This is a genomic window from Microbacterium sp. sgz311019 (genome assembly GCF_056135325.1).
On sequence record NZ_JBWAXO010000002.1, the window covers coordinates 188,620 to 215,232 of the forward strand.

Consider the following 26,613-nt stretch of genomic DNA (forward strand, 5'->3'; position numbering starts at 1 on the left):
ATGGGGGCGCCATGACTTCCCCTGAACCCGCCCCTCAGAAGACGGCGCGCCGACGCATGAGCGGTGTCGGCCGCGTGCTGGTGATCGTCTACGCGATCCTCGCCGTCGGCGCCTTCGGGCGCTCGCTCGTGCAGATCATCGAGCGCTTCGACAAGGCTCCGCTCGCGTTCACGCTCTCCGCGCTCTCCGCGGTCGTCTACATCGTCGCGACGCTCGCGCTGGTCTTCGCGGGATCCAGGGTCTGGTACCGCGTCGCGTGGGTGACGATCAGCTTCGAGATGGCGGGCGTGATCATCATCGGCACGCTGAGCGTCATCCGGCCCGATCTCTTCCCCGAGGCGACTGTGTGGTCGTTCTACGGCATGGGATACGTGTTCGTGCCGCTCGTGCTGCCCTTCCTCGGAATGTGGTGGCTCGTGAAGCATCCACCGCTCGATGACAGGGCCTCATCGACGGATGCCACGGGCACGGTGGCTCGATGATCGTCTTCCACGATCCCGCGGAGGTGCCCGCGGGCTTCGGGCCGTCGGTCGTGGCCATCGGAAAGTTCGACGGCGTGCACGCCGGTCACCGCGCGGTGATCGAGCGCGCGCGGGTGGATGCCGCTCCCAGCGGCGCCAAGGTCGTGGCGGTCACGTTCGACCGGAATCCGCTGCGCACCCTGCGCCCCGAGATCTGCCCCGACGACCTCGTGGGCCTCACGCAGAAGCTGCACCTGCTCGACGAGGCCGGGGTGGACGCCACTCTCGTGCTGCACTTCGACTCCGAGCTCGCCGGCATCCCGGCCGATGACTTCGTCCGGAACTTCCTCGTCGGCGCGCTCGGCGCCGCGACGGTCATGGTCGGCCACGACTTCCGCTTCGGGCGCGGCGGTGCCGGCACGCCGGAGCTCCTGACCCAGATGGGGGAGGAGTTCGGCTTCCGCGTCGACGTCATCGAGGACATCCGGGCGATCGAGGGCGAGCGACGGGTGTCGTCGACGTGGATCCGCGAGCTGCTCGCCGCGGGCGAGATCGAGGCGGCGACCCGGCTGCTCGGCCGCGCACCCTCCGTGTGGGGCGAGGTCGTGCACGGTCTCAAGCGCGGCCGTGAGCTCGGGTACCCGACCGCGAACCTGACTCAGGAGCTCGAGGGTTTCGTGCCGGCCGACGGCGTCTACGCCGGCTGGCTGATCGACGAGGCCGAGGGGCTGCGCCCCGGCACGCGGTACCCCGCCGCCATCAGCGTGGGGACGAATCCCACCTTCGACGATGTCCCGCTGCGGCAGGTCGAGGCGTACGTCCTCGACGAGGTCGACCTCGATCTGTACGGCCACAGCGTCGAGGTGCAGTTCACCGCCCGCATCCGCGGGATGACGGCATTCGACGGCATCCAGGCGCTCAAGGCGCAGATGGCCGACGACGTCGCCCGCGTGCGGGTCGCCCTGAGCTGAGTCGCGGTCGCCCCGCCGGGCCGGAGCCCCGGCGTCTGCGCATCCGTCGCCTCTCCTGGTGCTCATCTGAGCAACCGCGTGCGCGTTCGGTGCATCCGTCCTACCCTGGAAGTCGGAAGGAGGATGCCGTGGAAGACGAACTGCTCGCCGTGCGCGTGGCGGAGCTCGCCTATGACGAGGGCAAGACGCAGGACGAGATCGGCGCCCTCCTCGGCATCTCCCGCTGGAAGGCCGGCCGACTCCTCGCGCAGGCCCGGGAGCAGGGCATCGTCCGCATCGAGATCGTGCATCCGCGCGCGCGCCGCCTCACCCTGGAGCGGCAGCTCTGCGAGCGGTTCGGACTGAAGGCGGCGATCGTGTCGCCCGCGCCCGCGGGACTGGAGCTCGATCGTGTCGCCCAGGCCGCAGCCGACTTCCTGACCGCGCTCCGTCCCGTGCCCCGGACCCTCGCCGTGAGTTGGGGCCGCACCCTGACCGCCGTGTCCGAGGCGCTGCCCGACGGCTGGGCGAATGGGGTGACCGTCGTGCAGACCAACGGAGGCGTGACCACCAACCGCCGGTCCGGAAACGCCGCCAGTCTCGCCGCGACCATCGCGCAGCGGGGCCACGGGCAGGCCGTGCTGCTCCCGAGCCCGGCGATCCTCGAGCGCGTCGAGACGAAGCAGGCGATCGAGGCCGACCGCGTCGTGGCCGGCGTCCTCGAGCTGGCCGCCCACGCGGGCACCTATCTGTTCACTGCGGGAGCGGTCGACCCGAGCTCCGCCCACGTCGAGAACGGCTACCTCACCGTCGAGGACATCGCCGAACTCGCCCGCCGCGGTGCCGTCGGCGACGTGCTCGGAAGGTACATCGACGCGGACGGGAACATCGTCAATCCGGAGCTCGATGCGCGTACTGTCGGCATCGGGCTCGACGCCCTGAGGAACGCAGACCGCGCGATCTTCGTGACGGCGGGAGCGGCGAAGCACGACATCGCACGGACGGTCATCATGGCCGGCCTGTGCAACATCACGGTGATGGACGAAGCGACGGCCCGAGCAATGCTGGAGGATTCATGAGTTCGACCGAGATCCAGAGGTCGCAGGAGCGCGCGCTCGAGCTCCTCGGCGGCGAGCCCGACGATGCGACCCTGCGCAGATTCCTGCACGGGCTTCCCGGAGTGGATGCCGTCGGCCTCGAGCAGCGCGCCGCATCCCTCGGCACCCGCTCCATCAAGACCACGTCGAAGGCGTGGGCGCTCGACAAGATCATCTCGCTCATCGACCTGACGACTCTCGAGGGCGCCGACACTCCGGGCAAGGTGCGGTCGCTGGTCGCCAAGGCCCTGACCCCGGATGCGGGCGACCCGACCTGTCCGCGGGTCGCGGCCGTCTGCGTCTACGGTGACATGGTGCCGCACGCGCTCGACGCGCTGGGCGCCGCGCACGGCGACCCCGACGCCGGCCTCGTGAGCGTCGCGGCGGTGGCGACCGCATTCCCCAGCGGACGAGCATCCATCGACATCAAGCTGGCCGACACGGCCGAGGCGGTCGCCGATGGCGCCGACGAGATCGACATGGTCATCGACCGCGGGGCGTTCCTCGCCGGGCACTACCACGTGGTCTTCGAGCAGATCGCCCGTGTCAAGCAGGCCTGCCGGCGCGCCGATGGGACGTATGCGTCCCTCAAGGTCATCCTCGAGACCGGCGAGCTGAACACGTACGACAACGTCAAGCGCGCATCGTGGCTCGCGATCCTCGCCGGCGGCGACTTCATCAAGACCTCGACCGGCAAGGTCTCGCCGGCCGCGACGCTCCCGGTGACCCTGCTGATGCTCGAGGTGGTCCGCGACTGGCACCGGCTCACCGGTGAGCGCATCGGCGTGAAGCCGGCGGGCGGCATCCGCACGTCGAAGGACGCCATCAAGTACCTGGTGACGGTCGCCGAGACCGTGGGCGAGGAGTGGCTGCAGCCGCATCTCTTCCGTTTCGGCGCCTCGAGCCTGCTCAACGACGTGCTGCGCCAGCGGCAGAAGCTCGCGACCGGCCATTACGCCGGCGCAGACTACGTGACGATCGACTGAGGACGGACAGCATGAGCTTTCTCGAATACGCGCCGGCTCCCGAGTCGCGCTCCATCCTGAACCTGCGCGACGAGTACGGCCTGTTCATCGACGGCGAGTTCCGCGAGGGCACCGGCGGCACGTTCGCGACGATCTCGCCCGCCGACGAGTCGCACATCGCGACGGTGGCCGAGGCCTCGGATGCGGATGTGGATGCGGCGGTCGCCGCCGCGCGCCGCGCCTACGACAAGGTGTGGTCGAAGATGAGCGGCCGCGAGCGCGGCAAGTACCTGTACCGCATCGCGCGCCTGATCCAGGAGCGCGCCCGCGAGCTCGCGGTCGCGGAGAGCCTCGACAACGGCAAGCCCATCAAGGAGAGCCGCGACGTCGACGTGCCGCTGGTCGCGGCCTGGTTCTTCTCCTACGCCGGCTGGGCCGACAAGCTCGATTACGCCGGCCTCGGCGCGAACCCTCGCGCGCACGGCGTCGCCGGTCAGGTGATCCCCTGGAACTTCCCGCTGCTGATGCTCGCGTGGAAGGTCGCCCCGGCGCTCGCGGCGGGCAACACCGTCGTGCTGAAGCCCGCCGAGACGACACCGCTGTCGGCGCTCATCTTCGCGGAGATCCTGCAGCAGGCCGACCTTCCCGCCGGTGTCGTGAACATCGTGACGGGCGCAGGCGCGACCGGCGCCGCAGTGGTCGCGCACCCGGACGTGAACAAGGTCGCCTTCACCGGCTCGACGGCCGTCGGCCGGGCCATCGCGAAGACCGTGGCGGGCAGCGGCAAGAGCCTCACTCTCGAGCTCGGCGGCAAGGCCGCCAACATCGTGTTCGACGACGCGCCGATCGACCAGGCGGTCGAGGGCATCGTCAACGGCATCTTCTTCAACCAGGGGCACGTGTGCTGCGCGGGCAGCCGGCTCCTGGTGCAGGAGTCGGTCCATGACGAGGTCATGGACCGACTGAAGAGCCGCCTCTCGACGCTGAGGCTCGGCGACCCGCTCGACAAGAACACGGACATCGGCGCGATCAACTCCGCCGAGCAGCTCGAGCGCATCCGCGAGCTCAGCGACATCGGCGAGCAGGAGGGCGCAGAGCGCTGGACGGCGGACTGCGCCATCCCGGATCGCGGCTTCTGGTTCGCCCCGACGATCTTCACGAACGTGCAGACGAGTCACCGCATCGCGCGCGACGAGGTCTTCGGGCCCGTCCTGTCGGTGCTGACGTTCCGCACGCCCGGGGAGGCCATCGAGAAGGCCAACAACACGCCCTACGGCCTGTCCGCCGGCATCTGGACCGACAAGGGCAGCCGCATCCTCGCGGTCGCCGACCGCCTGCGCGCCGGCGTCGTGTGGGCCAACACGTTCAACAGGTTCGACCCTACGAGCCCCTTCGGCGGCTACAAGGAGTCGGGCTACGGTCGCGAGGGTGGCCGCCAGGGCCTTCTCGCCTACCTCAAGGGAGCGGCATGATCGCCACACCTTCTCCTAACGCCGCTGGCGCGTCGTCCGGAGCCTCCAGGCGCGTGAGCCCAGCGCGGCTGACGGTTCCGAAGACCTACAAGCTCTTCATCGGCGGGGCGTTCCCCCGCAGCGAGTCGGGGCGCACCTTCGAGGTGGTCGCCCCGGACGGAGGCTTCCTCGCCAATGCCGCGAAGGCGTCACGCAAGGATGCTCGGGATGCCGTGTCGGCCGCGGTCGGGGCGGGCAAGGGCTGGGCGGGTGCGACGGCGTACAACCGCGGCCAGGTGCTCTACCGTGTCGCGGAGATCCTCGAGGGGCGACGGGCACAGTTCGTCGACGAGATCACGGCGCAGACCGGTGCGACCGCGGCCGAAGCGCGCGCCGAGGTCGACGAGGCGATCGATCGCTGGGTCTGGTACGCCGGGTGGACGGACAAGTTCGCCCAGGTCGCCGGCAACGCCAACCCGGTCGCCGGTCCGTACTTCAACATCTCGGTACCCGAGCCGACCGGCGTGGTGGCGATCGTCGCACCGCAGGACTCGGCCCTCCTCGGCCTCGTCTCGGTGGTCGCGCCCGCGCTCGTCTCGGGCAACACCGTCGTCGTCGTCGCGAGTGGGCGGTATCCGCTCTCGGCGATCAGCCTCGCCGAGGTGCTGGCGACGAGCGACGTTCCGGGTGGTGTCGTGAACGTGCTCACGGGATCCGCGGCCGAGCTCGCTCCGTGGCTCGCCTCGCATCCCGACGTGCGGGCGCTGGATCTGACCGGAGCCGGGGAGCTCGACTGGGTCGACCTGCAGATCGCCGCCGCGGACACCCTGACCCGCGTCATCCCGCCGCAGGGCGGGAAGGATGCCGCGCCCCTGAGCCTGCAGCGCATCACCTCGCTCACCGAGATCAAGACGGTGTGGCACCCCAAGAGCATGATCTGACGTCCGGGAATACCCCAGGGGGGTATGCTGGTTGGTGTTCGTGACCGTTCGAAAGGGGAACGACATGACCACCGAGAGCTTCATCGTCGACGGGATGTCCTGCGGCCACTGCGCAGCGAGCGTGACGCGGGAGGTGAGCGGAGTCGCCGGTGTCACCGACGTCGCCGTCGACCTGCAGAGCCGCACCGTGACCGTGACGGCCGCACAGCCGATCGCCGAGTCGGCCGTCGCCGCTGCCGTCGCCGAGGCGGGCTACACGCTCGCCGGACGCGCCTGATGACCGACCTCCGCGAGGCGACGCTCGACATCGAGGGCATGACGTGCGCGAGCTGCGTCGCCCGGGTCGAGAAGCGGCTGCAGAGCGTCGAGGGCGTCACGGCCGAGGTGAACCTCGCCACGGAGTCGGCGAGGGTGAGCTACCCCGCGGGCATCGACGGTGATCGTCTCGTTCAGGCCGTGCGGGAGGCGGGCTACGACGCCCGCGTGCGAACACCGCGCACCGCTCACGGAGCCGAGCACGGAGCCGAGCACGGAGCCCACGTCCACGACACCACCACCGCGCTGAGCGCACGCCTCGCCGTCAGCGCCGTACTCGCCGTCCCCGTCGTGGTGCTTGCGATGGTGCCGGCGTGGCAGTTCCCCGGCTGGGAGTGGGCGTCGTTCGCCCTCGCGACGCCGATCGTGCTGTGGGGCGGCTGGCCCTTCCACAGGGCCACGCTGGCGAACGCGCGTCACGGCGCCATGACGATGGACACCCTGGTCACCATCGGCACGCTCGCCGCGTACCTCTGGAGCGTCTGGGCGCTGGTGTTCGGCACCGCAGGGCGGCTCGCGACGATGGGCGCCGAGGATGCGACCTCGATGGTCTATTTCGAAGTGGCCTCCGTCGTCACCGTCTTCCTGCTCCTCGGCCGCGTCATCGAGCAGAGGTCCAAGCGCCGGGCCGGGGGCGCGCTGCGCGCGCTCATGAGCCTGGGTGCGACGGACGTCGAGCTCGCGGAGGGGCGCAGCATCCCGATCGACGACCTGCGCGTGGGCGACGAGTTCGTCGTGCGTCCGGGCGGCAAGGTCGCGACCGACGGAGTCGTGGTCGACGGCACGGCCTCGGTCGACGAGAGCATGCTGACCGGAGAGGCGGTGCCGGTGGATGTCTCGGCCGGCGCATCCGTCACCGGCGGCACGATCGCGGCCGACGGCCGGATCGTCGTGCGCGCCACCTCGGTCGGCGCAGACACCCGCCTGGCCCGCATCGCGCAGCTCGTCGAGGATGCGCAGACCGGCAAGAGCCGCGTGCAGCGGCTGGCCGACCGGATCTCCGCGGTCTTCGTCCCGGTGGTCGTGGGGCTGTCGGTCCTGACCCTCATCGCGTGGATGCTCGCGGGCCAGCCGGTCGCGGCCGGCTTCACCGCCGCGGTCGCGGTGCTCATCATCGCCTGTCCCTGTGCGCTCGGGCTCGCGACGCCCATCGCGATCCTGGTCGGCACGGGCCGCGCCGCGCAGCTCGGCATCCTGATCACCGGGCCTGAGGCTCTCGAGCAGGCTGAGCGGATCGACACGGTCGTCCTCGACAAGACGGGCACCGTCACCGAGGGGCGCATGGCCCTGGCGGCGGTGACCGTCGACGGACCGAGCCGCGAGGAGGCGCTGCGGATCGTCGGCGCCCTCGAAGCCCACAGCGAGCATCCCGTCGCGCGCGCGATCGCCTCGGCCCGCGTGGGCTCGGCCGACGTCGCCGACTTCCGCAGCCACGCGGGTCGCGGCGTCACCGGAACGGTGGACGGCATCGGCGTCTTCGCGGGTCGCCCGGACTTCGCCGCCGAGCAGGGCGCGGTCGTTCCGTCGTCGCTCGTCGCCGCCGTCGCGGCGGGGGAGAGCCACGGCACCGTCGTCGTCGCCGGCTGGGACGGGCAGGCGACCGCGGTGTTCGCGGTCGCAGACGCCGTGCGGGCCGAGAGCGCCGAGGTCGTCGCATCCCTGCGCCGGCTGGACGTCGACGTCGTGCTCCTCACCGGCGACAACGCGTCGGTCGCGCAGGCCGTGGCCGCGGAGGTCGGCATCGACCGTGTCGTCGCCGGCGTGCTGCCCGAGGGCAAGGTCGACGAGATCGCCCGGCTGCAGGCATCCGGCCACCGCGTCGCGATGGTCGGCGACGGCGTCAACGACGCTGCCGCCCTCGCGACCGCAGACCTCGGCATGGCGATGGGCGGAGGGACGGATGCCGCCATGCATGCGAGCGACATCACCCTCATGCGCGAGGGCCTGCGGCAGGTCGACACGGCGCTGCGGGTGAGCCGCCGGACGATGCGGATCATCCGCGGCAACCTGTTCTGGGCGTTCGCGTACAACGCGGCCGCGCTGCCGCTCGCGGCTTTCGGGCTCCTGAACCCGATGATCGCGGCGGCCGCGATGGCGTTCTCGAGCGTGTTCGTCGTGCTCAACAGCCTACGGCTGCGCCGCTCATTCTGAGCGTCCCGACGAAAGTCGCGAATGCCCGCGTGTGGGAGGAATGCCCGAGATATTCGTCACGTGACGGCGTGCGCAGGCGTGGATGTGCATGTTGGGCATAGAATCAGAGGCGGGGTTTCCCGTCGCCGTTCCGCTGAAGCGGGTCTGTGACGGTCGTCATACGCTGTCTGCGCAGTCGATGCCCAGGAAATCGGCTTGTGCCGCACAGCACAATGTCCCCGCTTCGCGTCGCCCTCGGTGTCCCGAGCCGCCACGGTTCTCGAGCTGATACGACGCAGTGCACATCGGACGGGTTCGCGACGAACCCGTCGTCGCCGGGCCGCTCCCGGCATTCACGCTCAGGAGGAGCATGCCGACCACGGCAACCGACGTTCAGAACGTCAGGACGCAGCAGCGCCGTCGCCGCCCGTCATCCGCACGTCGCGATGAGGACGCACCGATCATCCCGATCCTCGCCCGCAAGGTGCGCGAGGTCGAGGCCAAGGCCCAGCGGGGCAAGCTCGGCCCGACCAACAGGGTCAAGTTCCAGGTGATCGCGTTCCTCGTGCGCGAGGAGCGTGCGCGGGTGAAGGGCGACACCGAGATCACGGATGCCGTGCGCGCAGAGCTACTCAAGCGCCTCGACGGCGTCGCCACCATCCTCGCGAAGACCGCGGCGCGCGACACGTCGCTCATCCAGCTGCTCGAGGTCGATCAGGCCGCCTCTCCCGTCGCCAAGCGCATGCGCCGCGACTGGCTGCTCGAGTCGGGTGCGGAGCTGCCGCCGGACGAGCTCATCATCACCGACGTCGCCCCGATCGTCGCGCCCGTCGTGCCCGCGGCTCTGGCCGAGCGCCAGGTCGTGCCGCCGCAGGTCGAGGCCCGCCGCGAGGCGAACCCGTTCCTCGCTCCCGACCTCGCGCTGCGCGCGCACGGGTCCACCGCGCGCCGGCGCCTCGACGGCTGGGAGCTCATGGGCCCGCTGTACAAGGCGTTCGAGACCGGCGCCGGAGGCGGCTCCGCCACGATGGAGCTCCCGACCGTCCCCGAGTTCGACCGCCTCTCGCCCAAGGGCCTCGAGGTCATGCCGCACCAGTCGCGCTTCCTCGAGGCGGTGCGCGCCGGACACCGCTCGTTCCTCCTCGCGGATGAGCCGGGCCTCGGCAAGACGGCGGAGTCCGTGCTCGCCGCATCCGTCGCCGACGCCTATCCGCTGCTCGCCGTCGTTCCGAACGTCGTCAAGATGAACTGGGCGCGCGAGGTCGAGCGGTGGACGCCGCAGCGCAGGGCCACCGTCATCCACGGCGACGGCGACGCGATCGACGCGTTCGCCGACGTCTTCATCGTCAACTACGAGGTGCTCGACCGGCACCTGTCGTGGCTCGGCTCGATCGGCCTGAAGGGCATGGTCGTCGACGAGGCGCACTTCATCAAGAACCTCACCTCGCAGCGCTCCCAGAACGTGCTGGCGCTCGCCGCGCGCATCCGGGAGCAGGTGCGCGACCCGCTGCTCCTGGCGCTCACGGGCACGCCGCTCATCAACGACGTCGAGGACTTCGACGCGATCTGGCGCTTCCTCGGCTGGACGAACGGCGAGAAGCCGGGTCCGCTGCTGATGGAGAAGCTGGATGCCACGGGCCTGACCCCGGCCGACAAGTCCTTCTACCCGGAGGCCCGCGAGGCGGTCATCTCGATGGGCATCGTCCGCCGTCGCAAGACCGATGTCGCGAAGGATCTGCCCGACAAGCTCATCGCCGACCTCCCCGTCGAGCTCGACGACGAGTACGGCCGGTCGATCCGCCAGGCCGAGCGCGAGCTCGGGGCCCGCCTCGCGGAGAAGTACCGCCGCATCGTCGAGTCGCGCAGCCACCGCGCCCTGGAGCCGGGGGAGATCGACGAGGACATCGTCCGCCTCGTCGCCCATTCCGAGCTGGAGGATGCGAAGGCCGCCCCGGCGGGCACCGAGAACGTCTTCACGATGGTGCGCCGCATCGGGCAGGCCAAGGCGCTGCTCGCGGCGGACTACGCCGTCCAGCTGCAGCGCTCTGTCGGCAAGGTCGTGTTCTTCGCCAAGCACATCGACGTGATGGATGCCGCGGAGGCCCACTTCGCCGCATCCGGTCTGCGCACGGTGTCGCTGCGCGGCGACCAGACCGCGCCCGCGCGCCAGCAGGCCGTCGACGCGTTCAACAACGACCCCGGGGTGGCGATCGCGGTCTGCTCGCTCACCGCGGCCGGCGTCGGCGTCAACATGCAGGCGTCGTCGAACGTCGTGCTGTCGGAGCTGTCGTGGACGGCTGCCGAGCAGACGCAGGCGATCGACCGCGTCCACCGCATCGGCCAGGACGAGCCGGTGACGGCGTGGCGGATCATCGCGGCGCACACGATCGACACGAAGATCGCCGAGCTCATCGACTCGAAGCACGGCCTCGCGGCCCGCGCGCTCGACGGCGAGGCGGTCGACCCGCAGTCGAGCGACTCGGTGCAGCTGTCCGCGCTCATGCATCTGCTGCGTCAGGCGCTCGGGGCCTGATCGGGCGGAGAGTTCGTCGCCGCTGTCGCATCCGTCATACTGATCGAGGCAGCGTCGCCAGTTCCCCCCTCCCCTCGAACCCGCGGGACGACACATGAAGATCGGCATCCTGACCAGCGGTGGCGACTGCCCCGGCCTCAACGCGGTGATCCGCGGTGTGGTGCTCAAGGGCACCACCGCCTACGACCTCGAGTTCGTCGGCATCCGTGACGGATGGCGGGGCGTCGTCGACGCGGACTTCTTCCCGCTCACCCGGCACGAGGTGAAGGGCCTGTCGAAGGTCGGCGGCACGATCCTCGGCACGAGCCGCACCAACCCCTACGAGGGGTCGCGCGGCGGATCCGAGAACATCGCCAAGACGCTGTACGGGCACCGCATCGACGGCATCATCGCGATCGGCGGCGAGGGCACCCTGGCCGCCGCCAACCGTCTCTACAACGACGGCATCAACGTGCTGGGCGTGCCGAAGACGATCGACAACGACCTGCGTGCGACGGACTACTCCTTCGGCTTCGACACGGCCGTGAACATCGCGACGGATGCCATGGACCGCCTGCGCACGACCGGCGACTCGCACCAGCGGTGCATGGTGGCGGAGGTCATGGGCCGGCACGTCGGCTGGATCGCCCTGCACTCCGGCATGGCCGCGGGTGCCCACGTGATCTGCATCCCCGAGGTGCCGATGTCGATCGACGAGATCTGCGAGCTCGTCTCACGCGCCCACGACCGCGGCCGTGCGCCGATGGTGGTCGTGTCCGAGGGCTTCACCCTGAAGGGCATGGAGGAGGCGTACAGCGACAAGGGCCTGGATGCCTTCAACCGCCCGCGCCTCGGCGGCATCAGCGAGGTGCTTGCGCCGGAGATCGAGCGCATCACCGGCATCGAGACGCGTGCGACGGTGCTCGGCCACATTCAGCGCGGCGGGTCGCCGTCGGGCTTCGACCGGGTGCTCGCCACGCGCCTCGGCCTCGCGGCCGCGGACGCCGTTGTGGACGGCGCCTGGGGCCAGATGGTCGCGATGCGCGGGACGGCGATCGTGCGCGTGCCGTTCGCCGAGGCCCTGGGCGAGCTCAACACGGTGCCGCTCTCGCGCTACGAAGAGGCCGCCGCACTCTTCGGCTGATCGCCTGCACCGCGCCGCGCGCGGACCCGGCACCGCTCGAGACGGTCAAAGAGTACCGTTGGTGCATGTCGCAGTCCGGCGACGTATCGGCGACGACGCCTGCTTCTCCTCGGGGATCCGTGGGCGATGGCCGTGTGCTCTCGATCGACCGCTTCCGTGGCACCCTGGTGCTGCTGATGGTCGTCGGCAACTACCTGTCCGGCATCGTCTCGGTGCCACCCTTCCTCAAGCATGCCCCCGACGTCGGCCTCACGATCATCGACGTCGGCGCGCCGTGCTTCGTGTTCGCGATGGGGCTCACCTACGGCGAGTCCTTCCGCAGGCGCGCAGCGAGCGGACTGCCTGGGACCTACCGGCATTTCGTCCTGCGCTATCTGGCCCTCATCGGCATCGGGGCGATCCTCGCCGCCGGCGGCACTCAGGTCGCCGACGCGCCGGCGACCTGGGGCGTCCTGCAGGCGCTCGGTGCGGCGGGGCTCATCTGTCTGCCGTTCATCCGCCTCGGCATGGTCTGGCGCTTCGGGATCGGCGCCGGACTGCTGATCGGCTATCAGCTTCTCCTGGACTCCATCCCGCTCGCCGTCGTGCGCGGCGTGGTCCAGGGCGGCCTCATCGGAGCCCTCTCCTGGGGCGGGCTGCTGATCCTCTCCACGGCTGTGGCCGACACGTGGCGGCGGGGGATTCCGCCCCTGCTGTGGTGCTGCGGCACGATCACGGTCGTGGCACTGCTGTCGGCGGTCATCGTTCCGGTGAGCAAGACCCGGATCTCGATGAGCTACATGCTCCTCACCCTGGCGATCGCAGCGATCGGCTTCCTGATCTTCGACCTGATCTCGCGGGTGATCCCGGCGCGAGCCGGATACCTGGCGTGGTGGGGCGAGAACGCGCTGCTGCTCTACCTGCTGCACCTCATCCTGCTCGGACTGGTGACCGTGCCCGCGGTCACGTGGTGGTACATCGACGCGTCCCCGTGGCTGATGGCAGTGCAGCTCGCCACGATCCTGGGCCTGCTGTCCTGGATCGCATGGTGGCTGCACCGCTCGGGCCAGATCATCCGGCTGTGACAGGCGGCACCGCTCGGGCCGCGGGCACGTCTACGACCCCGCGACCCCGAGGACGTCGAAGAGCCAGGCCAGCTCGAACGCCCGCTCGCGCCACGCGTTGTACCGGCCGCTCACGCCGCCGTGCCCGGCGACCATCTCGCACTTGAGCATCACGTCGGCGCCGACTTCGCGCAGGCGCGCAACCCACTTCGCGGGCTCCACGTAGAGCACCCGCGTGTCGTTGAGCGAGGTCACGGCCAGGATCCGCGGGTACTCGACATCCGCCCGCACGTTCTCGTACGGCGTGTACGACTTCATGTATGCGTAGACGTCGGCGTTGTGCAGCGGGTCGCCCCACTCGTCCCATTCGATGACCGTCAGCGGCAGCGAGGGGTCGAGGATCGAGGTCAGGGCGTCGACGAAGGGGACGTCCGCGAGGACGCCGGCGAAGAGCTCGGGCGCGAGGTTCGCGACCGCGCCCATCAGCAGGCCACCGGCCGATCCGCCCTCGGCGACCATCCGTGCCGGGGTCGTGTACCCGATCGACACCAGGTGGTGCGCCGCATCCACGAAGTCGGTGAAGGTGTTGCGCTTGTGCAGCATCTTCCCGTCCTCGTACCAGGCGCGTCCCATCTCCCCGCCGCCGCGCACGTGCGCGACGGCGAACACGACGCCCCGGTCGAGCTCGGACAGGCGGGCGATCGACAGGCCCGGGTCGATCGAGTGCTCGTAGGACCCGTAGCCGTAGAGGTGCAGCGGCCGCGGCGACTCGCCGAGTGCGCCGAACGACCGCTTGTACACGACCGAGATCGGCACCTGCGTGCCGTCGGAGGCGGGCGCCCACACGCGCTCCTGCGCATAGTCCTCGGGCTCGTACCCGCCGAGCACGGGCTGCTGCTTGCGCACCAGCAGCGATCGCGTCGCGATCTCCAGATCGGCGACCGTCGACGGCGTGACGAAGGAGCCGTACGCGATGCGCAGCACCGGGGGCGCCCATTCCGGGTTCCCTGCCGTGCCGACCGAGTACAGCGGCTCGTCGAAGCCGATCTCGTCGACCGAGCCGTCGGCGTACGACATCAGGCCGAGGCGCGCGAGGCCGTCGCGACGGTAGCCGATGACGCCCCAGTCGCGGAAGCACGAGACGCCGAGCAGGCGCACGCCGGGGCGATGGGGGATGACGGTCTCCCGCGAGCCGAGCGGATCCGAGGCCGCGACCCGCACGAGCTCGAAGTCCAAGGCGCCGTCGTTGTGCAGGACGTACAGCACGTCCTCGCCGTCGACGACCGCGTGGGAGGTCTCGTACTCGACGCCCTCGCGGCGCGGCCACACGACGCGCGGCTCGGCGCGGAGGTCCGCGGCATCCACGAGCCATTCCTCCGATGTGATCGACGAGCCGACCTCGATGACGAGGTAGCGCTCGCTGCGCGTGAAGCCGGCGCCGACCCAGTACCGCTCGTCCGGCTCGTGGAAGAGCTTGACGTCGTCGGCGACCGGCGTGCCGAGCTCGTGCAGCCAGACCGTGTCGGGACGCCACGCATCATCGACCGTCGAGTAGACGACGAAACGCCCGTCGGGAGAGAACGTCGCGCCTGCGAACGTGCCGGGGATCTCGTCGGGCAGGTCGACCCCCGTGGCGAGCTCCCGCACCCGCAGCAGATACCGCTCGTCGCCCTCGAGATCCACGCCGTAGAGCATGAGCGCGCCGTCGTTCGACACCTCGAAGCTGCCGAGCGAGAAGAACTCGTGACCGTCGGCCTCGACGTTCGCGTCGAGCAGGACCTGCTCGCCGGCCACCTCGACGTCCGGGGTCAGCGACGGCGGGGTCCAGTCCTCGGGGGAGGAGAGGGGAGCGCGGCACTGGATGCCGTACTGCTTGCCCTCGATCGTGCGGCCGTAGTACCACCACTCTCCGCGCCGCGACGGCACGGAGAGGTCGGTCTCCTGAGTGCGGTCCTTGATCTCCTGGAAGATGCGCTCGCGCAGGGGCTCCAGGTGGGCGGTGCGCGCCTGCGTGTACGCGTTCTCGGCCTCGAGGTGCGCGATGACCTCCGGGTCGTCTTTCGCCCGCAGCCACTCGTACGGGTCCACGACGTCGTCGCCGTGGAAGCTCCGGACCACGGGTCTGCGCTCCGCGACGGGCGGCCGACCGGCAGCGGGCTCGGCGGTCTCGGATTCGGGGATGGATGCGGCGTGCTCGGTCACCGTCTCACGCTATCCGAGCCTGAGTGATCCCGGGGTTTGAGGCTGTATCATTCACGTGGCCCGGTTACCGGAAGCTTAAGCCACCGTGAACTCTTCGTTCGCACCGTCGATCCTCGGCATATTCCGCCGGCGCGATCGGCTGCCCTGATCCCCCCTTGCCACGAAAGGGACCGGTGGAGACCGCAGTTCTGCTCGTCGTTCTGGTCATCGCGCTCTCGCTCTTCTTCGACTTCACGAACGGCTTCCACGACACCGCCAACGCGATGGCGACACCGATCGCGACCGGAGCCCTCAAGCCCAGGGTGGCCGTGCTCATCGCGGCATGCCTGAACCTGGTGGGCGCCTTCCTGTCCACGCAGGTCTCGCAGACGATCTCGCACGGCATCATCAACAACGAACAGGCGATCAATTCGGACCTGTTCCTGTCGCTGATCTTCGCCGGCCTGATCGGCGCCATCACCTGGAACATGCTGACGTGGCTGCTCGGCCTGCCGTCGAGCTCGTCTCACGCCCTGTTCGGCGGCCTCATCGGCGCCGTCGTCGTCGGCTACAGCTGGACGGCCATCAACTACGGCGTGGTGCTCAGCAAGGTCATCCTCCCCGCCGTGATCTCGCCGATCACGGCCGGCCTGATCGCCTTCCTCGCCACGCGCTTCGCGTACTTCCTCACGCGCCGCTACGACGGCAAGCCCGACGGGCGCGACGGCTTCCGCTGGGGTCAGATCTTCTCGTCGTCCCTGGTCGCGCTGGCCCACGGCACGAACGACGCCCAGAAGACGATGGGCGTGATCACGCTCACCCTCGTCATCGCCGGATGGCAGAGCGCGTCCGACACCGAGCCGCAGACGTGGGTCATCTTCGCGTGCGCGGCGACCATCGCCCTCGGCACGTACGTCGGCGGCTGGCGCATCATCCGCACCCTCGGCAAGGGTCTGACCGAGATCAAGCCGGCGCAGGGCTTCGCCGCAGAGACGTCGACGGCGGCCACAATCCTCTCCTCGAGCGCACTCGGCTTCGCGCTCTCGACGACGCAGGTCGCCTCGGGCTCGGTCATCGGCTCAGGTCTCGGGCGCCGCGGGTCGAAGGTGCGCTGGCGCACCGCCGGTCGCATCGGCGTCGGCTGGCTCCTGACGCTGCCTGCCTCCGCCGCGGTGGGCGGTTTCGCCGCCCTCATCATCGTGTGGCTCGGACCGTGGGGCATCGCCCTCGACACGGTGCTGGCTGTCGCGACCGTCCTGTTCATCTACCTGCGCTCGCGCCGCAACGCGGTCACCTCGGCCAACGCCATGAGCGAGGTCGCCGACTCCGGCCTTGCGGTGAAGGTCAAGAAGAACCCGCCGCCCACCCGCCGCCAGCGCGCGATCATGCGCGAGGAGGCGCGCCGCCGAGCGGCACTGGAGTCGCGTGAGCGCGCCCAGCGGAAGGCGCAGTCGAAGGCCGAGGCCCAGGCGAACAAGACCGGCGACAACTCCGATTCGGAGGCCAAGAAGTGACCCTCACGATCGACTGGATCGCGTTCCTCCAGGTCTTCGTCGTCGCCCTCATCGGCGCGCTGCTGGTCGTCGGCTTCTATGCGATCGCGGTGCGACTGCTCGTGCGCGGCGGCAAGGTCCCGGTCGTCGCGCCCGCCGAGTTCACGGACGCCATCGCGATCATCTCCGAGAAGGAGCGAGCGAAGGCGGCCAAGGCGGCAGCGAAGGCGGCGCGCAAGAGCCCGCTGACCGACCGTCAGAAGCTCATCGCCCGCATCGGGGCCTACATCTCGTTCACGCTCTGCGGGCTCGCCGTCCTCGGCGGCCTCATCCTCATCGTCGTCCAGTAGGGGGAGACGTCCGGGCTCGGCCGTAGGCTCGGGGTATGGACGAGCTTCGATTCGGCGCACATGCGCCGGCCCGCCGCACGATCGTGCACGTCAGCGACACGCATCTGCTGGCCGGCCAGGCGAAGCTCGCCGGCACGTACGACGTCACTGCGAACCTCGCGCAGACGCTTCGGGCGATCGAGCGCACGGGGGTGCGACCGGATGCGGTGGTCTTCACGGGCGACCTCACCGACCTCGGAGAGCCCAACGCCTATCGTGCACTGCGGGCGGCCGTCGAGCCGGTTGCCGAGCGTCTCGGCGCACCGATCGTGTGGGTGGCCGGAAACCACGACGAGCGACCCGCCCTCCGGGTCGAGCTGCTCGATGACAGCCCCACCCAGGAGCCGGTGACCGGCGTATGGGACCTCGACGGGCTGCGCCTCATCGCCCTCGACACCACCGTCCCCGGCTGGCACCACGGCGACCTCGGTGCCGACCAGCTCACGTGGCTGAACAGGGTGCTGGCCGAGCCGGCGCCGCTGGGAACGATCCTCGCACTCCACCATCCGCCCCTGCCGAGCCACCTCCCGTTCTTCGACATCCTCGAGCTGCGCCACCAGGAGGCACTCGCCGACGCCATCGCGGGCAGCGACGTCCGGGCCATCCTCGCCGGTCACCTGCACTATGCGACGAGCGGCATGTTCGCGGGCGTTCCCGTGTATGTCGCATCCGCCACCTGTTACACGATGAACCTCGCCCGTCCGGCCGTCGAGGTGAACGGAATGGATGCGGGGCAGGCCTTCCACCTCGTCCACGTCTACGACGACACGATCACGCACGCGGTCGTGCCGGTGACGGATGCGCCGACCGCCGACGTCTTCTCGGCGGAGTGGGTCGCCAGGATGGCGGAGCTGACACCGGAGGAGCGCCTCGAGCGCTTCTCGCGCAAGCCCCCGCGCTGATCCGCCGGGGCGAGGATTCGCCGCGGTGTACAGTGCGCCGCATCCTGTGCGCCGGGTCGTCCATCGTTCTCACGCAGCGCGCCGCGTACGCTGAGGTGTACCGATACCCGCCGTGAACCCACAAGGACTGCAACACATGGCTCTGGACGCAATGACGCGCACTCGCACCGAGACGGACTCGCTGGGATCCATGGAGATCCCCGCAGACGCGTATTGGGGCATCCACACCGCTCGCGCACTCGAGAACTTCCCGATCGCGAAGCGGCCCATCTCCGTCTACCCGGACCTCGTCCGCGCGCTGGCCATGGTGAAGCAGGCCTCGGCCCGCGCGAACGCCGAGATCGGCGTGCTGAGTGAGGACAAGGCGGGCCTGATCGACCGCGCCTCGCAGCTCGTGATCGACGGCGAGTACCACGACCAGTTCGTGGTGGGTGTGATCCAGGGCGGCGCCGGCACCTCGACCAACATGAATGCGAACGAGGTCATCACCAACATCGCGCTCGAGCTCGCCGGGCGCGCGCGGGGCGACTACGCCTTCCTCTCGCCGATCGACCACACGAACCGCAGCCAGTCGACGAACGACGTCTACCCGACGGCGATCAAGGTCGGACTCTCGCTCACCCTGCGCAGCCTCATCGAGGAGCTCGACCTTCTGCGCAAGGCGTTCCTCGCGAAGGCCGCCGAGTTCCACGACGTGCTCAAGGTCGGCCGCACCCAGTTGCAGGATGCGGTGCCCATGACGCTCGGTCAGGAGTTCCACGGCTTCGCGTCGACGCTCGGCTACGACCTCCAGCGCCTCAACGAGAACGCCTACCTCCTGTGGGAGATCAACATGGGCGCGACGGCGATCGGCACGGGCATCACGACCCACCCCGCCTACTCGCCTGCGGTGCTGAAGCATCTGCGCGCGATCTCGGGTCTCGACCTCGCCACGGCGACCGATCTGGTCGAGGCCACGAGCGACACCGGCTCGTTCATGTCGTTCTCGTCGTCGCTCAAGCGCAATGCGATCAAGCTCTCGAAGATCTGCAACGACCTGCGCCTCCTCTCGTCGGGCCCGCAGGCGGGCCTCGGCGAGATCAACCTGCCGCCCGTGCAGGCAGGCTCGAGCATCATGCCCGGCAAGGTCAACCCCGTCATCCCCGAGGCCGTGAACCAGGTCGCGTTCGCCGTCGCCGGCGCCGACCTCACCGTGACGATGGCCGTCGAGGGCGGCCAGCTGCAGCTGAACGCCTTCGAGCCGGTGATCGCGCACTCGATCTTCCAGTCGATCATGTGGATGCGCCAGGCCATGTGGACGCTCCGCGTCAACTGCGTCGACGGCATCACCGCGAACCGCGACCGCCTGGGCGCGATGGTCGGCTCCTCGGTCGGCGTCGTCACGGCCCTGACGCCGTTCATCGGGTACGCGGCATCCGCTGCTCTCGCCAAGACCGCTCTGCTCACCGGACGCAACGTCGCCGACCTGGTCGTCGAGGCGGGCCTCATGTCGCGCGAGGAGGTCACGAAGCAGCTCTCGCCGGCGCGTCTGTCGGGGCTCGAGACGGTGACGGCGGCGATCCCGATCCTGCACGCCGCCGAGAACGTCGTCGAAGAGAAGCACTGACGCACCCTCCGCAGAGTTCAGCGCCCGGTGCCGCGGCATGGCCTGCGTGCGACGGGGCGCTGAACTACGGATTCCAGGATGCCGTGCCCCGCGGTGCCCCGTCAACCCTTGCGAGCGCGCTTTGACGCTCGCGAGCGGGTCCGGTTGGATGGTCTCATGACTGACAACCGCACGAAGCCCGAGATCGACGCCCCCGAGGGCCCGGCTCCCGAAGAGCTCGTCATCCGCGACATCATCGTGGGCGACGGCGCCGAGGCGAAGCCCGGCGACAACGTGACTGTGCACTACGTCGGCGTCGAGTACGAGACCGGCGAGGAGTTCGACTCGTCCTGGGTCCGCGGCGAGACGATCCAGTTCCCGCTGCGCGGCCTCATCCAGGGCTGGCAGGACGGCATCCCGGGCATGAAGGTCGGCGGGCGCCGCGAGCTCACCATCCCGCCGCACCTGGCCTACGGCCCGGCGGGCGGTCACTTCCTCGGCGGCAAGACCCTGATCTTCGTGATCGACCTCATCGCCGTCGGCTGAAACCACTGACGAGATCGGATGCCCGGGACCGCACGGTCCCGGGCATCCGTGCACTCTGCCTACGGTTCATGCCGGCGCCGGCAGCCGCGGGCCCACGGCCCGCAGGGCGACCGCCGCCCACGTGCGGAAGGGTCGCCATCCCTCGGAGATGCGCTCGAGCTCGTCAGCGTCGGGACGATGGTCGAGGCCGTACAGCTCCTGCACCGCGGCGCGCGTATGGTCCTCCTGCGTCGAGAGCACATCGCTCAGGCCGCAGGCGCGGATCACGATGAGCGCGCTGTAGAACGGCCCGATGCCGGGCAGCCGCTGCAGGTCGGCCATCGCCTCCGCAGGCTCCATCGCCGTGAGCCGCTGGACGTGGAGCGCGCCCTCGAGCGCGGCGCGCGCGATGCCGTGGAGTCGCGGGATGCGGTCGACGGGCAAGCCGGGGAAGGACTCGATCTCGAGCAGCTGCAACGGGGTGGGCAGAGCGGTCTCCGAAGCGCCGGCCAGCTCGAAGACGGCTCCGTGCGCCTCGCCGATCCGCCGGCGAAGACCGATGCCCTGGGCACGCGCGCGCCGAGCCGAGACGACCGCCCAGACGGCGGCCTCGTACGGGCTGTAGAAGTTCGAGGGACGGAACCCAGGGGCCGCTGCGTACACGCGGGAGAGCACGGGATCGTCTGCGCACACGGCGGCCCAGGCGACGCCGTCGTGGTCGGCCGAGACGACGCGGGCGACCTGCCGGGTGATCGCGGCCAGGTCGCCGTCGCCGTGGACGACGAGTTCGAGGGCACCCTCGCTCTGGCGCACCTCGACGCCCACCTGCCCGTCGAGAGCGTCCGTGCAGAACGCGAGGCGCATCACCCCGTCGAAGTGCTTCTCGTCGCGATGCCCGAACCCCATGAGCGCGACCTCGCGCAGGTCGTACGCGCCGCGGAGCGCGATCGTCGTCGTGCGGATCGTCGTCATCGCCCCAGTGTGCTGCGGGGGTGCGACATTCCCCCCGCCCGGTCTCAGGGTTCCGGATGCTCGGCGTCGTACGCGCGGAAGCGCGGGCTCAGCCGCACGAGCACGCCGACGAGCGCGATGATGACGATGCCGCCGAGGAGCGGGGGGAACCACAGCGTCGTGAGGGTCGCGAGCGCACCGGCGTAGAGCGCGCCGACCCGCGGGCCGCCCGCGACGACCACGATGAAGATGCCCTGCAGCCGCCCGCGCACCGAGTCCGGCACGGCGGCCTGCATCATCGTGGAACGGTAGATCGCGCTGACGTTGTCCGCGGCGCCCGAGACGGCGAGCGCGACGACCGCGGCGCCGATGAGCACCAGGTTGGGGGAGTGCGGCCCGACGACCGCGGGCGCGAACCAGCCGAGGGCCGCCGCTGCGAGCACGAGGCCGAAGCCGAGGATCGCCAGTCCGTAGACCTGGATCGCGCGCTCGATGCCGATGCCGTGGTGGCGCACGCGGCCGATCGGGCCTGAGAAGAGGCTCGACAGGAACGCGCCTGCCGCGACGGCCGCGGTGAGCACTCCGGTGGTGATGGCTCCGCCTCCGAGCAGCACGGCGCCGACGGCCGGGAAGAGGGCGAGGGGCTGCCCGAAGGTCATCGCCGTGATGTCCAGGATGTACTGGAGCCGGATGTTGGAGGCGCGGCGCAGGAACGCCCATCCGTCCGCGAGGGATCTGAGCCCCGGACGCACGATCTCGCCCTCGGGTCTGACGCTGGGCAGCGTCCAGAGACCGAGGAACAGCGACGTCATGAGCACGACGTCGACGGAGTACGTCCACGCGTAGCCGGCGAAGGCGACGAGCAAGCCCGCGAGCGCGGGGCCGGCCATCACCATGAGTCCGTACGAGATGCCCTGCAGAGCGGATGCCGCGGGCAGCTGGTCGCGCGGGATCAGCCGGGGCACGATCGCGGCGCGGGCCGCCATGACGATCGAGTTGGCCGCCGAGTTGACGATGCTGATGCCGTAGAGCCACCACACCGTCTCGAGGTGCGCCCACGTCAGAGCGGCGAGCAGCGCGGTCGATCCGAACGTGACCGTCGCCGCGAGGAGTGCGACCACGCGCCGGTCGAAGGCGTCGGCGAGCATGCCTCCGTAGAGTCCCGCGATCATCATGGGGACGAGCCCGGCGAACGCGATCATCGCGACTGCGAAGGAGTCGTGGGTGATCTCGTAGACCTGCAGCATGACGGCGACGACCGTGAGCTGCCCGCCGAGACCGGAGAGCGTCGAGCCTGCCCACATGCGCGCGAAGGCGGGGGTGCGCAGGGGCCGGAGGTCGATGAAGTGGTCGCGGCGCAGCCGCAATCGCGTCCGCGCCATCAGGGTGCGAGGTACGCGCGGACGATCGGTGACATCCCTAGAGGTTATCCGGCGTTAAGTATCGGATGGCGCGCTGCGCGCGCCCCGGGAGGCGCGGACGCGGCGGGGTTTCGCATCCTGTAGACTCTTCAGGTTGCCGTTGGATCGGCCGCGGATAAAGAGCGCTCGCACATCGGGTGACGGGCACCGCGCAGCAAAGAGAGAGGGGATCACCTATGGCACTTGATGCAGAGGTCAAGAAGGCGATCATCGAAGAGTACGCGACGCACCCCGGTGACACCGGATCCCCCGAGGTGCAGGTTGCGATGCTGACGCAGCGCATCAAGGACCTGACCGAGCACCTGAAGGAGCACAAGCACGACCACCACTCGCGTCGTGGTCTGTTCCTGCTCGTCGGTCAGCGCCGTCGTCTGCTCGGCTACCTCCAGGACGTCGACATCAACCGTTACCGGTCGTTGATCGAGCGTCTCGGACTGCGCCGCTAAGCGCGACCAGCGTTCAATCGCTCAGAACATTCTTGGTCCCGCCACGGCGGGACAGCGAAGGCCGCCCCACGGTGTGGGGCGGCCTTCGTCGTTGAAACCCTCGGGTTTGGACGTCGGCGGAGCTCCAGGTAAGGTTGTGCTTACTGAGGTTCGCCTTACCTGATCTGGCGGACGCATCCGTTCCCCAGACAGAGAGCAAGAATGCCGTGCTCGCAACATTCCTGATCGGCCTGCGCGAAGGCCTCGAAGCCGCCCTGGTCGTCGGCATCCTCATCGCCTACCTCACCAAGATCGGCCGCCGTGACGTCCTCCCACGCGTGTGGATCGGGATCGCGCTCGCGATCGGTCTCGCACTGACGATCGGCGGCGTCCTCACCTTCGGCGCCTACGACCTCACCTCTGCAGGCCAGGAGGCCATCGGCGGATTCTTCTCGCTCATCGCCGTCGCGATGGTGACCTGGATGATCTTCTGGATGCAGAAGACCGCCCGCAACATGAAGAAGCATCTCGAGGGCGGGCTCGACCGCGCGCTCGCGATGGGCGGCCTGTGGGCGCTCGTGCTGGTCGGCTTCGTCTCCGTCTCACGCGAGGGCATCGAGGCGGCCCTGCTGCTGTGGTCGATGGCGCAGTCGTTTGGCGACACGCCGACGGCGCTGATCGGTGCACTGCTCGGCATCGTCGTGGCCGCGTTCCTCGGCTGGCTGCTCGCGAAGGGGATGCTGAAGCTCGATCTGCGCCGGTTCTTCCAGTGGACGAGCGCCTTCCTCGTCATCGTCGCCGCGGGCGTCCTGGCGTACGCCGTCAAGGACCTCCAGGAGGCCGGCATCCTCCCCGGTCCTTACTCCGTGCTCGCGCCTGTCGACCCGGCCACCGGCGACGTCGCCGTAGGGCTGGGGGCCTTCCCGTTCGGCTGGGCCTTCGACGTGAGCTCGGTCATCCACCCGGGAGACCCGCTCGCGGTGATCCTGCAGGCCACGGTCGGCTTCATGCCGCAGATGACCTGGCTGCAGGTCGCCGCCTGGGTGCTCTACATGGCGATCGTCGGCGGGTTCTTCGTGCGCGGCCTGCGCCGTTCGCGGCCGAAGCCGGCGCCCGCGCGCACGGCCGAAGCCACCCAGGCCGTCGCCGGATCGACCGCCGCGCCGACCGCCGCCCCGAACACCGCCGCCCCGAACACCGCGGTGCCCCAGACCGCCCTCGCTGAAGGAGCCTCATGATCCGCGCCCGCGCGCTCGCCACCGCATCCGCCCTGACGATCGCCGCCGCCGCTCTCACCGGGTGCGTCGCGAAGGCCGATGCCGCCGCATCCCCGTCGATCAAGGTCACCTCCACCGATTCGGCCTGCGACCTCTCGGCGGCGAAGGCCCCGAGCGGCACCGTGACGTTCGACGTGACGAACGCGGGAAGCCAGACCACGGAGTTCTACCTGTTCGCCGGGGACGGCGTGCGGATCGTCGGCGAGGTCGAGAGCATCGCGCCGGGCGCGAAGCGCAGCCTCACGGTGCTGGTCCAGCCGGGCAGCTACAAGACGCTCTGCAAGCCGGGCATGGTGGGCGACGGCGTCGGCAAGGCCGCGTTCGAGGTCACCGGCGGCCGCGTGAAGACCGACGGCGCCGACGCGGACGCGAAGAAGAAGGCCGTCGACCTCTACACCGCCTTCGTGAAGGACCAGGTCGGACTGATGCTCCCCGCCGTCACGACGTTCGCCGCCGCCTATGCGGCCGGCGACGACGCCGCAGCGAAGGCGCAGTTCCCCGTCGTGCGCGGCTACTACGAGCGCATCGAGCCGGTGGCGAGCTCGCTCAGCGACCTCGATCCGAAGATCGACTATCGCGAACTCGATGCGCAGGCCGACGGCATCCCGTGGACCGGCTTCCACCGCATCGAGAAGGACCTGTGGCAGCCCGCAAGGGACGCCCTGAACTCCGACCAGTCGACGCCCGCGTGGGAGAACTGGGCGCCGTCGACCCCGGCAGAGCGCAAGACCTACGCCGACGGCCTGGTCGCGAACGTGCAGACGCTCTACGACTACGTGCACGCCGGCGACTTCCAGGAGGACCTCGAGTCGCAGGGCATCGCCGCCCTCTCGAACGGCGCCTCGGCCCTTCTCGACGAGGTCGCCACGGGCAAGATCGAGGGCGAGGAGGACTGGTGGTCGCGCACCGACCTCTATGACTTCACCGCGAACGTCGAGGGCTCGAAGATGGCGTTCTCGCTCGTGCGCGACCTCGCGCAATCGAAGGGGGCGGTCGCGACCGCGCTCGTCGCGAAGATCGACAAGGGCTACGCCGACATCGAGGCGAAGCTCGCGACCCACGGCTCGTTCGAGAAGGGCTTCAACTCCTACTCGCAGGTCACCGAGGCGCAGCGGCGCGAGCTCAGCGACCTCATCAACTCGCTCGCCGAGCCGCTGTCGCAGCTGACCTCCACCGTCCTGAAGTGACGGAGGGCGGGCAGGAGGAGAGGGGACTCAGCAGGCGCGGTCTGCTGGGTCTGCTCGGTGCCGGCGCCGGCGGGCTCGTCGTCGGCGGGATCGGCGGAGCCGCGGTGGGCGCATCCGTCGCCAACGCGCAGGCGGCGAGTGACACGGGCGTCGTGCACCCGTTCTTCGGCGCGCATCAGGCCGGCATCGCCACGCCCGTGCAGGACCACCTCCATTTCGCCGCCTTCGATATGGCCCAGGATGCGACGCGCGACGACCTGATCTTGCTCCTGAAGGACTGGTCGTACGCCGCGTCGCGCATGACGCAGGGTCTCGACGTGAGCGCCAGCGGTGCCGTCGGCGGCTCGCCGGACGCGCCACCGGACGACACCGGCGAGGCGCTGGGCCTGCCCGCGAGCGCGCTGACCATCACGATCGGGTTCGGTCCCGACCTGTTCGAGAAGGACGGGGTCGACCGCTTCGGCATCGCGGCCCGCCGTCCGGCGAGCCTGCAGGCGCTCCCGCGCTTCGTCGGCGACGCGCTCGAGGCCGCCGCCTCCGGCGGGGAGCTCTGCATCCAGGCCTGCGCCGACGATCCGCAGGTCGCCGTGCACGCGATCCGCAACCTCAGCCGCATCGCGTTCGGCCGTGCACAGATCCGCTGGTCGAAGCTCGGCTTCGGGCGCACGTCGAAGACCACGAGCGAGCAGCTGACCCCGCGCAACCTCTTCGGGTTCAAGGACGGCACGGCCAACATCCTGGCCGAGGACCCCGGCGCCATGGACGAGCACGTCTGGGCCGACGGCCCCACGTGGCTCGCGGGCGGCTCGTACCTCGTCGTGCGGACGATCCGCCAGAAGATCGAGCCGTGGGACCGCCAGCAGCGCAGCGAGCAGGACCGCATCATCGGGCGCTCGAAGGGGGAGGGCGCACCGCTCTCCGGCGGCACCGAGTTCACCGAGCCGGACTTCTCGAAGAAGGACGCCGCCGGACAGCCGGCGATCGACATGCGCTCGCACGTTCGGCTCGCGCATCCCGATTTCAACAACGGCATCCGCCTGCTGCGCCGCGGTTACAACTTCGTCGACGGCAACGACCCGCTCGGCTCGTTGAATGCGGGGCTGTTCTTCCTGTCGTATCAGCGTGATCCGCAGCGGTTCGTCACGATCCAGCGCGCGCTGCGCTCGGATCTCCTGAACGAGTACATCCAGCACACCGGGTCCGCGGTGTTCGCCATCCCGCCGGGCGCGAAGCAGGGCTCGTACGTCGGGGCCGGCCTCTTCGCCTGA

23 protein-coding genes are annotated in these 26,613 nt (G+C 70.0%); 20 read left to right on the forward strand and 3 right to left on the reverse strand.

From position 1 onward, the window contains the following. Positions 1 to 11 precede the first annotated feature (11 nt). The 11 genes from AC0NZN_RS03740 to AC0NZN_RS03790 all read left to right on the forward strand — a co-directional run bounded on the left by AC0NZN_RS03740 (position 12) and on the right by AC0NZN_RS03790 (position 13,030). Positions 12 to 482 carry a hypothetical protein gene (locus AC0NZN_RS03740; RefSeq protein WP_474590921.1) on the forward strand — a complete coding sequence of 157 codons (471 nt, stop codon included), beginning with the start codon at positions 12 to 14 and terminating at the stop codon, positions 480 to 482. Further along, positions 479 to 1,432, forward strand: coding sequence for a bifunctional riboflavin kinase/FAD synthetase (locus tag AC0NZN_RS03745; protein WP_474590922.1), 954 nt, complete (start codon positions 479 to 481; stop codon positions 1,430 to 1,432). Before AC0NZN_RS03740 ends, AC0NZN_RS03745 begins: the two co-directional genes overlap by 4 nt. Before the next feature lie 128 nt (positions 1,433 to 1,560). Next, the gene (locus tag AC0NZN_RS03750) at positions 1,561 to 2,490 is read left to right on the forward strand and encodes a sugar-binding transcriptional regulator (RefSeq protein ID WP_474590923.1); all 930 of its coding nucleotides are present in this window, start codon (positions 1,561 to 1,563) and stop codon (positions 2,488 to 2,490) included. Then, complete coding sequence (gene deoC / locus AC0NZN_RS03755) at positions 2,487 to 3,494, forward strand: deoxyribose-phosphate aldolase (protein ID WP_474590924.1); 1,008 nt, start codon at positions 2,487 to 2,489, stop codon at positions 3,492 to 3,494. Before AC0NZN_RS03750 ends, deoC begins: the two co-directional genes overlap by 4 nt. Before the next feature lie 11 nt (positions 3,495 to 3,505). Next, positions 3,506 to 4,945 carry an aldehyde dehydrogenase family protein gene (locus AC0NZN_RS03760; RefSeq protein ID WP_474590925.1) on the forward strand — a complete coding sequence of 480 codons (1,440 nt, stop codon included), beginning with the start codon at positions 3,506 to 3,508 and terminating at the stop codon, positions 4,943 to 4,945. A 53-nt stretch (positions 4,946 to 4,998) separates the two neighbouring features. Continuing rightward, positions 4,999 to 5,865 (forward strand): aldehyde dehydrogenase family protein, encoded by an 867-nt coding sequence (locus AC0NZN_RS03765; protein ID WP_474590926.1) that lies wholly within the window; start codon positions 4,999 to 5,001, stop codon positions 5,863 to 5,865. A 64-nt stretch (positions 5,866 to 5,929) separates the two neighbouring features. Then, complete coding sequence (locus tag AC0NZN_RS03770) at positions 5,930 to 6,142, forward strand: heavy-metal-associated domain-containing protein (protein ID WP_474590927.1); 213 nt, start codon at positions 5,930 to 5,932, stop codon at positions 6,140 to 6,142. Beyond that, complete coding sequence (locus AC0NZN_RS03775; RefSeq protein ID WP_474590928.1) at positions 6,142 to 8,331, forward strand: heavy metal translocating P-type ATPase; 2,190 nt, start codon at positions 6,142 to 6,144, stop codon at positions 8,329 to 8,331. Before AC0NZN_RS03770 ends, AC0NZN_RS03775 begins: the two co-directional genes overlap by 1 nt. A gap of 349 nt (positions 8,332 to 8,680) precedes the next feature. Continuing rightward, positions 8,681 to 10,843 (forward strand): DEAD/DEAH box helicase, encoded by a 2,163-nt coding sequence (locus tag AC0NZN_RS03780; RefSeq protein WP_474590929.1) that lies wholly within the window; start codon positions 8,681 to 8,683, stop codon positions 10,841 to 10,843. A gap of 94 nt (positions 10,844 to 10,937) precedes the next feature. Beyond that, a complete protein-coding gene (locus AC0NZN_RS03785) occupies positions 10,938 to 11,966 on the forward strand; it encodes an ATP-dependent 6-phosphofructokinase (RefSeq protein WP_474590930.1) in 1,029 nt (342 codons plus the stop codon). A 65-nt stretch (positions 11,967 to 12,031) separates the two neighbouring features. Next, the gene (locus AC0NZN_RS03790) at positions 12,032 to 13,030 is read left to right on the forward strand and encodes a hypothetical protein (RefSeq protein WP_474590931.1); all 999 of its coding nucleotides are present in this window, start codon (positions 12,032 to 12,034) and stop codon (positions 13,028 to 13,030) included. 30 nt (positions 13,031 to 13,060) lie between these two features. Here AC0NZN_RS03790 and AC0NZN_RS03795 read toward each other — a convergent pair whose 3' ends face one another. Beyond that, positions 13,061 to 15,211 (reverse strand): S9 family peptidase, encoded by a 2,151-nt coding sequence (locus AC0NZN_RS03795; protein ID WP_474590932.1) that lies wholly within the window; start codon positions 15,209 to 15,211, stop codon positions 13,061 to 13,063. A gap of 173 nt (positions 15,212 to 15,384) precedes the next feature. On the opposite strand from AC0NZN_RS03795, the gene AC0NZN_RS03800 reads away from it, so the two are divergent. The 5 genes from AC0NZN_RS03800 to AC0NZN_RS03820 all read left to right on the forward strand — a co-directional run bounded on the left by AC0NZN_RS03800 (position 15,385) and on the right by AC0NZN_RS03820 (position 20,105). Beyond that, positions 15,385 to 16,704: an inorganic phosphate transporter gene (locus AC0NZN_RS03800; protein ID WP_474590933.1), complete on the forward strand. Its 1,320-nt coding sequence runs from the start codon at positions 15,385 to 15,387 to the stop codon at positions 16,702 to 16,704. After that, positions 16,701 to 17,033 carry a peptidase gene (locus tag AC0NZN_RS03805; RefSeq protein ID WP_474590934.1) on the forward strand — a complete coding sequence of 111 codons (333 nt, stop codon included), beginning with the start codon at positions 16,701 to 16,703 and terminating at the stop codon, positions 17,031 to 17,033. The genes AC0NZN_RS03800 and AC0NZN_RS03805 overlap by 4 nt, the downstream gene beginning before the upstream one ends. Before the next feature lie 35 nt (positions 17,034 to 17,068). Then, positions 17,069 to 17,974, forward strand: coding sequence for a phosphodiesterase (locus tag AC0NZN_RS03810; protein ID WP_474590935.1), 906 nt, complete (start codon positions 17,069 to 17,071; stop codon positions 17,972 to 17,974). A gap of 136 nt (positions 17,975 to 18,110) precedes the next feature. Then, positions 18,111 to 19,580 (forward strand): aspartate ammonia-lyase, encoded by a 1,470-nt coding sequence (locus tag AC0NZN_RS03815; protein ID WP_474590936.1) that lies wholly within the window; start codon positions 18,111 to 18,113, stop codon positions 19,578 to 19,580. Positions 19,581 to 19,736: 156 nt separating this feature from the next. Then, on the forward strand, positions 19,737 to 20,105 hold the full coding sequence (locus AC0NZN_RS03820; protein ID WP_474590937.1) for an FKBP-type peptidyl-prolyl cis-trans isomerase: 369 nt from the start codon (positions 19,737 to 19,739) through the stop codon (positions 20,103 to 20,105). A 66-nt stretch (positions 20,106 to 20,171) separates the two neighbouring features. Here AC0NZN_RS03820 and AC0NZN_RS03825 read toward each other — a convergent pair whose 3' ends face one another. Both AC0NZN_RS03825 and AC0NZN_RS03830 read right to left on the reverse strand, forming a co-directional pair. Next, complete coding sequence (locus AC0NZN_RS03825) at positions 20,172 to 21,056, reverse strand: DNA-3-methyladenine glycosylase family protein (protein ID WP_474590938.1); 885 nt, start codon at positions 21,054 to 21,056, stop codon at positions 20,172 to 20,174. 44 nt (positions 21,057 to 21,100) lie between these two features. Continuing rightward, positions 21,101 to 22,417 (reverse strand): MFS transporter, encoded by a 1,317-nt coding sequence (locus AC0NZN_RS03830; RefSeq protein WP_474590939.1) that lies wholly within the window; start codon positions 22,415 to 22,417, stop codon positions 21,101 to 21,103. Between the two features lie 215 nt (positions 22,418 to 22,632). Here AC0NZN_RS03830 and rpsO point away from each other — a divergent pair, with 215 nt between their 5' ends. The 4 genes from rpsO (at position 22,633) to efeB (ending at position 26,613) form a co-directional block, all read left to right on the forward strand. Continuing rightward, the gene (rpsO, locus tag AC0NZN_RS03835; protein WP_179437729.1) at positions 22,633 to 22,902 is read left to right on the forward strand and encodes a 30S ribosomal protein S15; all 270 of its coding nucleotides are present in this window, start codon (positions 22,633 to 22,635) and stop codon (positions 22,900 to 22,902) included. Between the two features lie 206 nt (positions 22,903 to 23,108). Then, positions 23,109 to 24,119 (forward strand): iron uptake transporter permease EfeU, encoded by a 1,011-nt coding sequence (gene efeU, locus AC0NZN_RS03840; RefSeq protein ID WP_474590940.1) that lies wholly within the window; start codon positions 23,109 to 23,111, stop codon positions 24,117 to 24,119. Next, complete coding sequence (gene efeO / locus AC0NZN_RS03845; protein WP_474590941.1) at positions 24,116 to 25,345, forward strand: iron uptake system protein EfeO; 1,230 nt, start codon at positions 24,116 to 24,118, stop codon at positions 25,343 to 25,345. The genes efeU and efeO overlap by 4 nt, the downstream gene beginning before the upstream one ends. Next, on the forward strand, positions 25,342 to 26,613 hold the full coding sequence (gene efeB, locus AC0NZN_RS03850; protein ID WP_474590942.1) for an iron uptake transporter deferrochelatase/peroxidase subunit: 1,272 nt from the start codon (positions 25,342 to 25,344) through the stop codon (positions 26,611 to 26,613). Before efeO ends, efeB begins: the two co-directional genes overlap by 4 nt.

What these genes read in the sequence shown, in the direction of transcription:
- AC0NZN_RS03740 (WP_474590921.1), top strand. Translation starts at nt 12, where the DNA reads ATGACTTCCCCTGAACCCGCCCCTCAGAAGACGGCGCGCCGACGCATG.
- AC0NZN_RS03745 (WP_474590922.1), top strand. Translation starts at nt 479, where the DNA reads ATGATCGTCTTCCACGATCCCGCGGAGGTGCCCGCGGGCTTCGGGCCG.
- deoC (WP_474590924.1), top strand. Translation starts at nt 2,487, where the DNA reads ATGAGTTCGACCGAGATCCAGAGGTCGCAGGAGCGCGCGCTCGAGCTC.
- AC0NZN_RS03760 (WP_474590925.1), top strand. Translation starts at nt 3,506, where the DNA reads ATGAGCTTTCTCGAATACGCGCCGGCTCCCGAGTCGCGCTCCATCCTG.
- AC0NZN_RS03770 (WP_474590927.1), top strand. Translation starts at nt 5,930, where the DNA reads ATGACCACCGAGAGCTTCATCGTCGACGGGATGTCCTGCGGCCACTGC.
- AC0NZN_RS03775 (WP_474590928.1), top strand. Translation starts at nt 6,142, where the DNA reads ATGACCGACCTCCGCGAGGCGACGCTCGACATCGAGGGCATGACGTGC.
- AC0NZN_RS03780 (WP_474590929.1), top strand. Translation starts at nt 8,681, where the DNA reads ATGCCGACCACGGCAACCGACGTTCAGAACGTCAGGACGCAGCAGCGC.
- AC0NZN_RS03785 (WP_474590930.1), top strand. Translation starts at nt 10,938, where the DNA reads ATGAAGATCGGCATCCTGACCAGCGGTGGCGACTGCCCCGGCCTCAAC.
- AC0NZN_RS03790 (WP_474590931.1), top strand. Translation starts at nt 12,032, where the DNA reads ATGTCGCAGTCCGGCGACGTATCGGCGACGACGCCTGCTTCTCCTCGG.
- AC0NZN_RS03810 (WP_474590935.1), top strand. Translation starts at nt 17,069, where the DNA reads ATGGACGAGCTTCGATTCGGCGCACATGCGCCGGCCCGCCGCACGATC.
- AC0NZN_RS03815 (WP_474590936.1), top strand. Translation starts at nt 18,111, where the DNA reads ATGGCTCTGGACGCAATGACGCGCACTCGCACCGAGACGGACTCGCTG.
- AC0NZN_RS03820 (WP_474590937.1), top strand. Translation starts at nt 19,737, where the DNA reads ATGACTGACAACCGCACGAAGCCCGAGATCGACGCCCCCGAGGGCCCG.
- AC0NZN_RS03825 (WP_474590938.1), bottom strand. Translation starts at nt 21,056, where the DNA reads ATGACGACGATCCGCACGACGACGATCGCGCTCCGCGGCGCGTACGAC.
- AC0NZN_RS03830 (WP_474590939.1), bottom strand. Translation starts at nt 22,417, where the DNA reads ATGGCGCGGACGCGATTGCGGCTGCGCCGCGACCACTTCATCGACCTC.
- rpsO (WP_179437729.1), top strand. Translation starts at nt 22,633, where the DNA reads ATGGCACTTGATGCAGAGGTCAAGAAGGCGATCATCGAAGAGTACGCG.
- efeO (WP_474590941.1), top strand. Translation starts at nt 24,116, where the DNA reads ATGATCCGCGCCCGCGCGCTCGCCACCGCATCCGCCCTGACGATCGCC.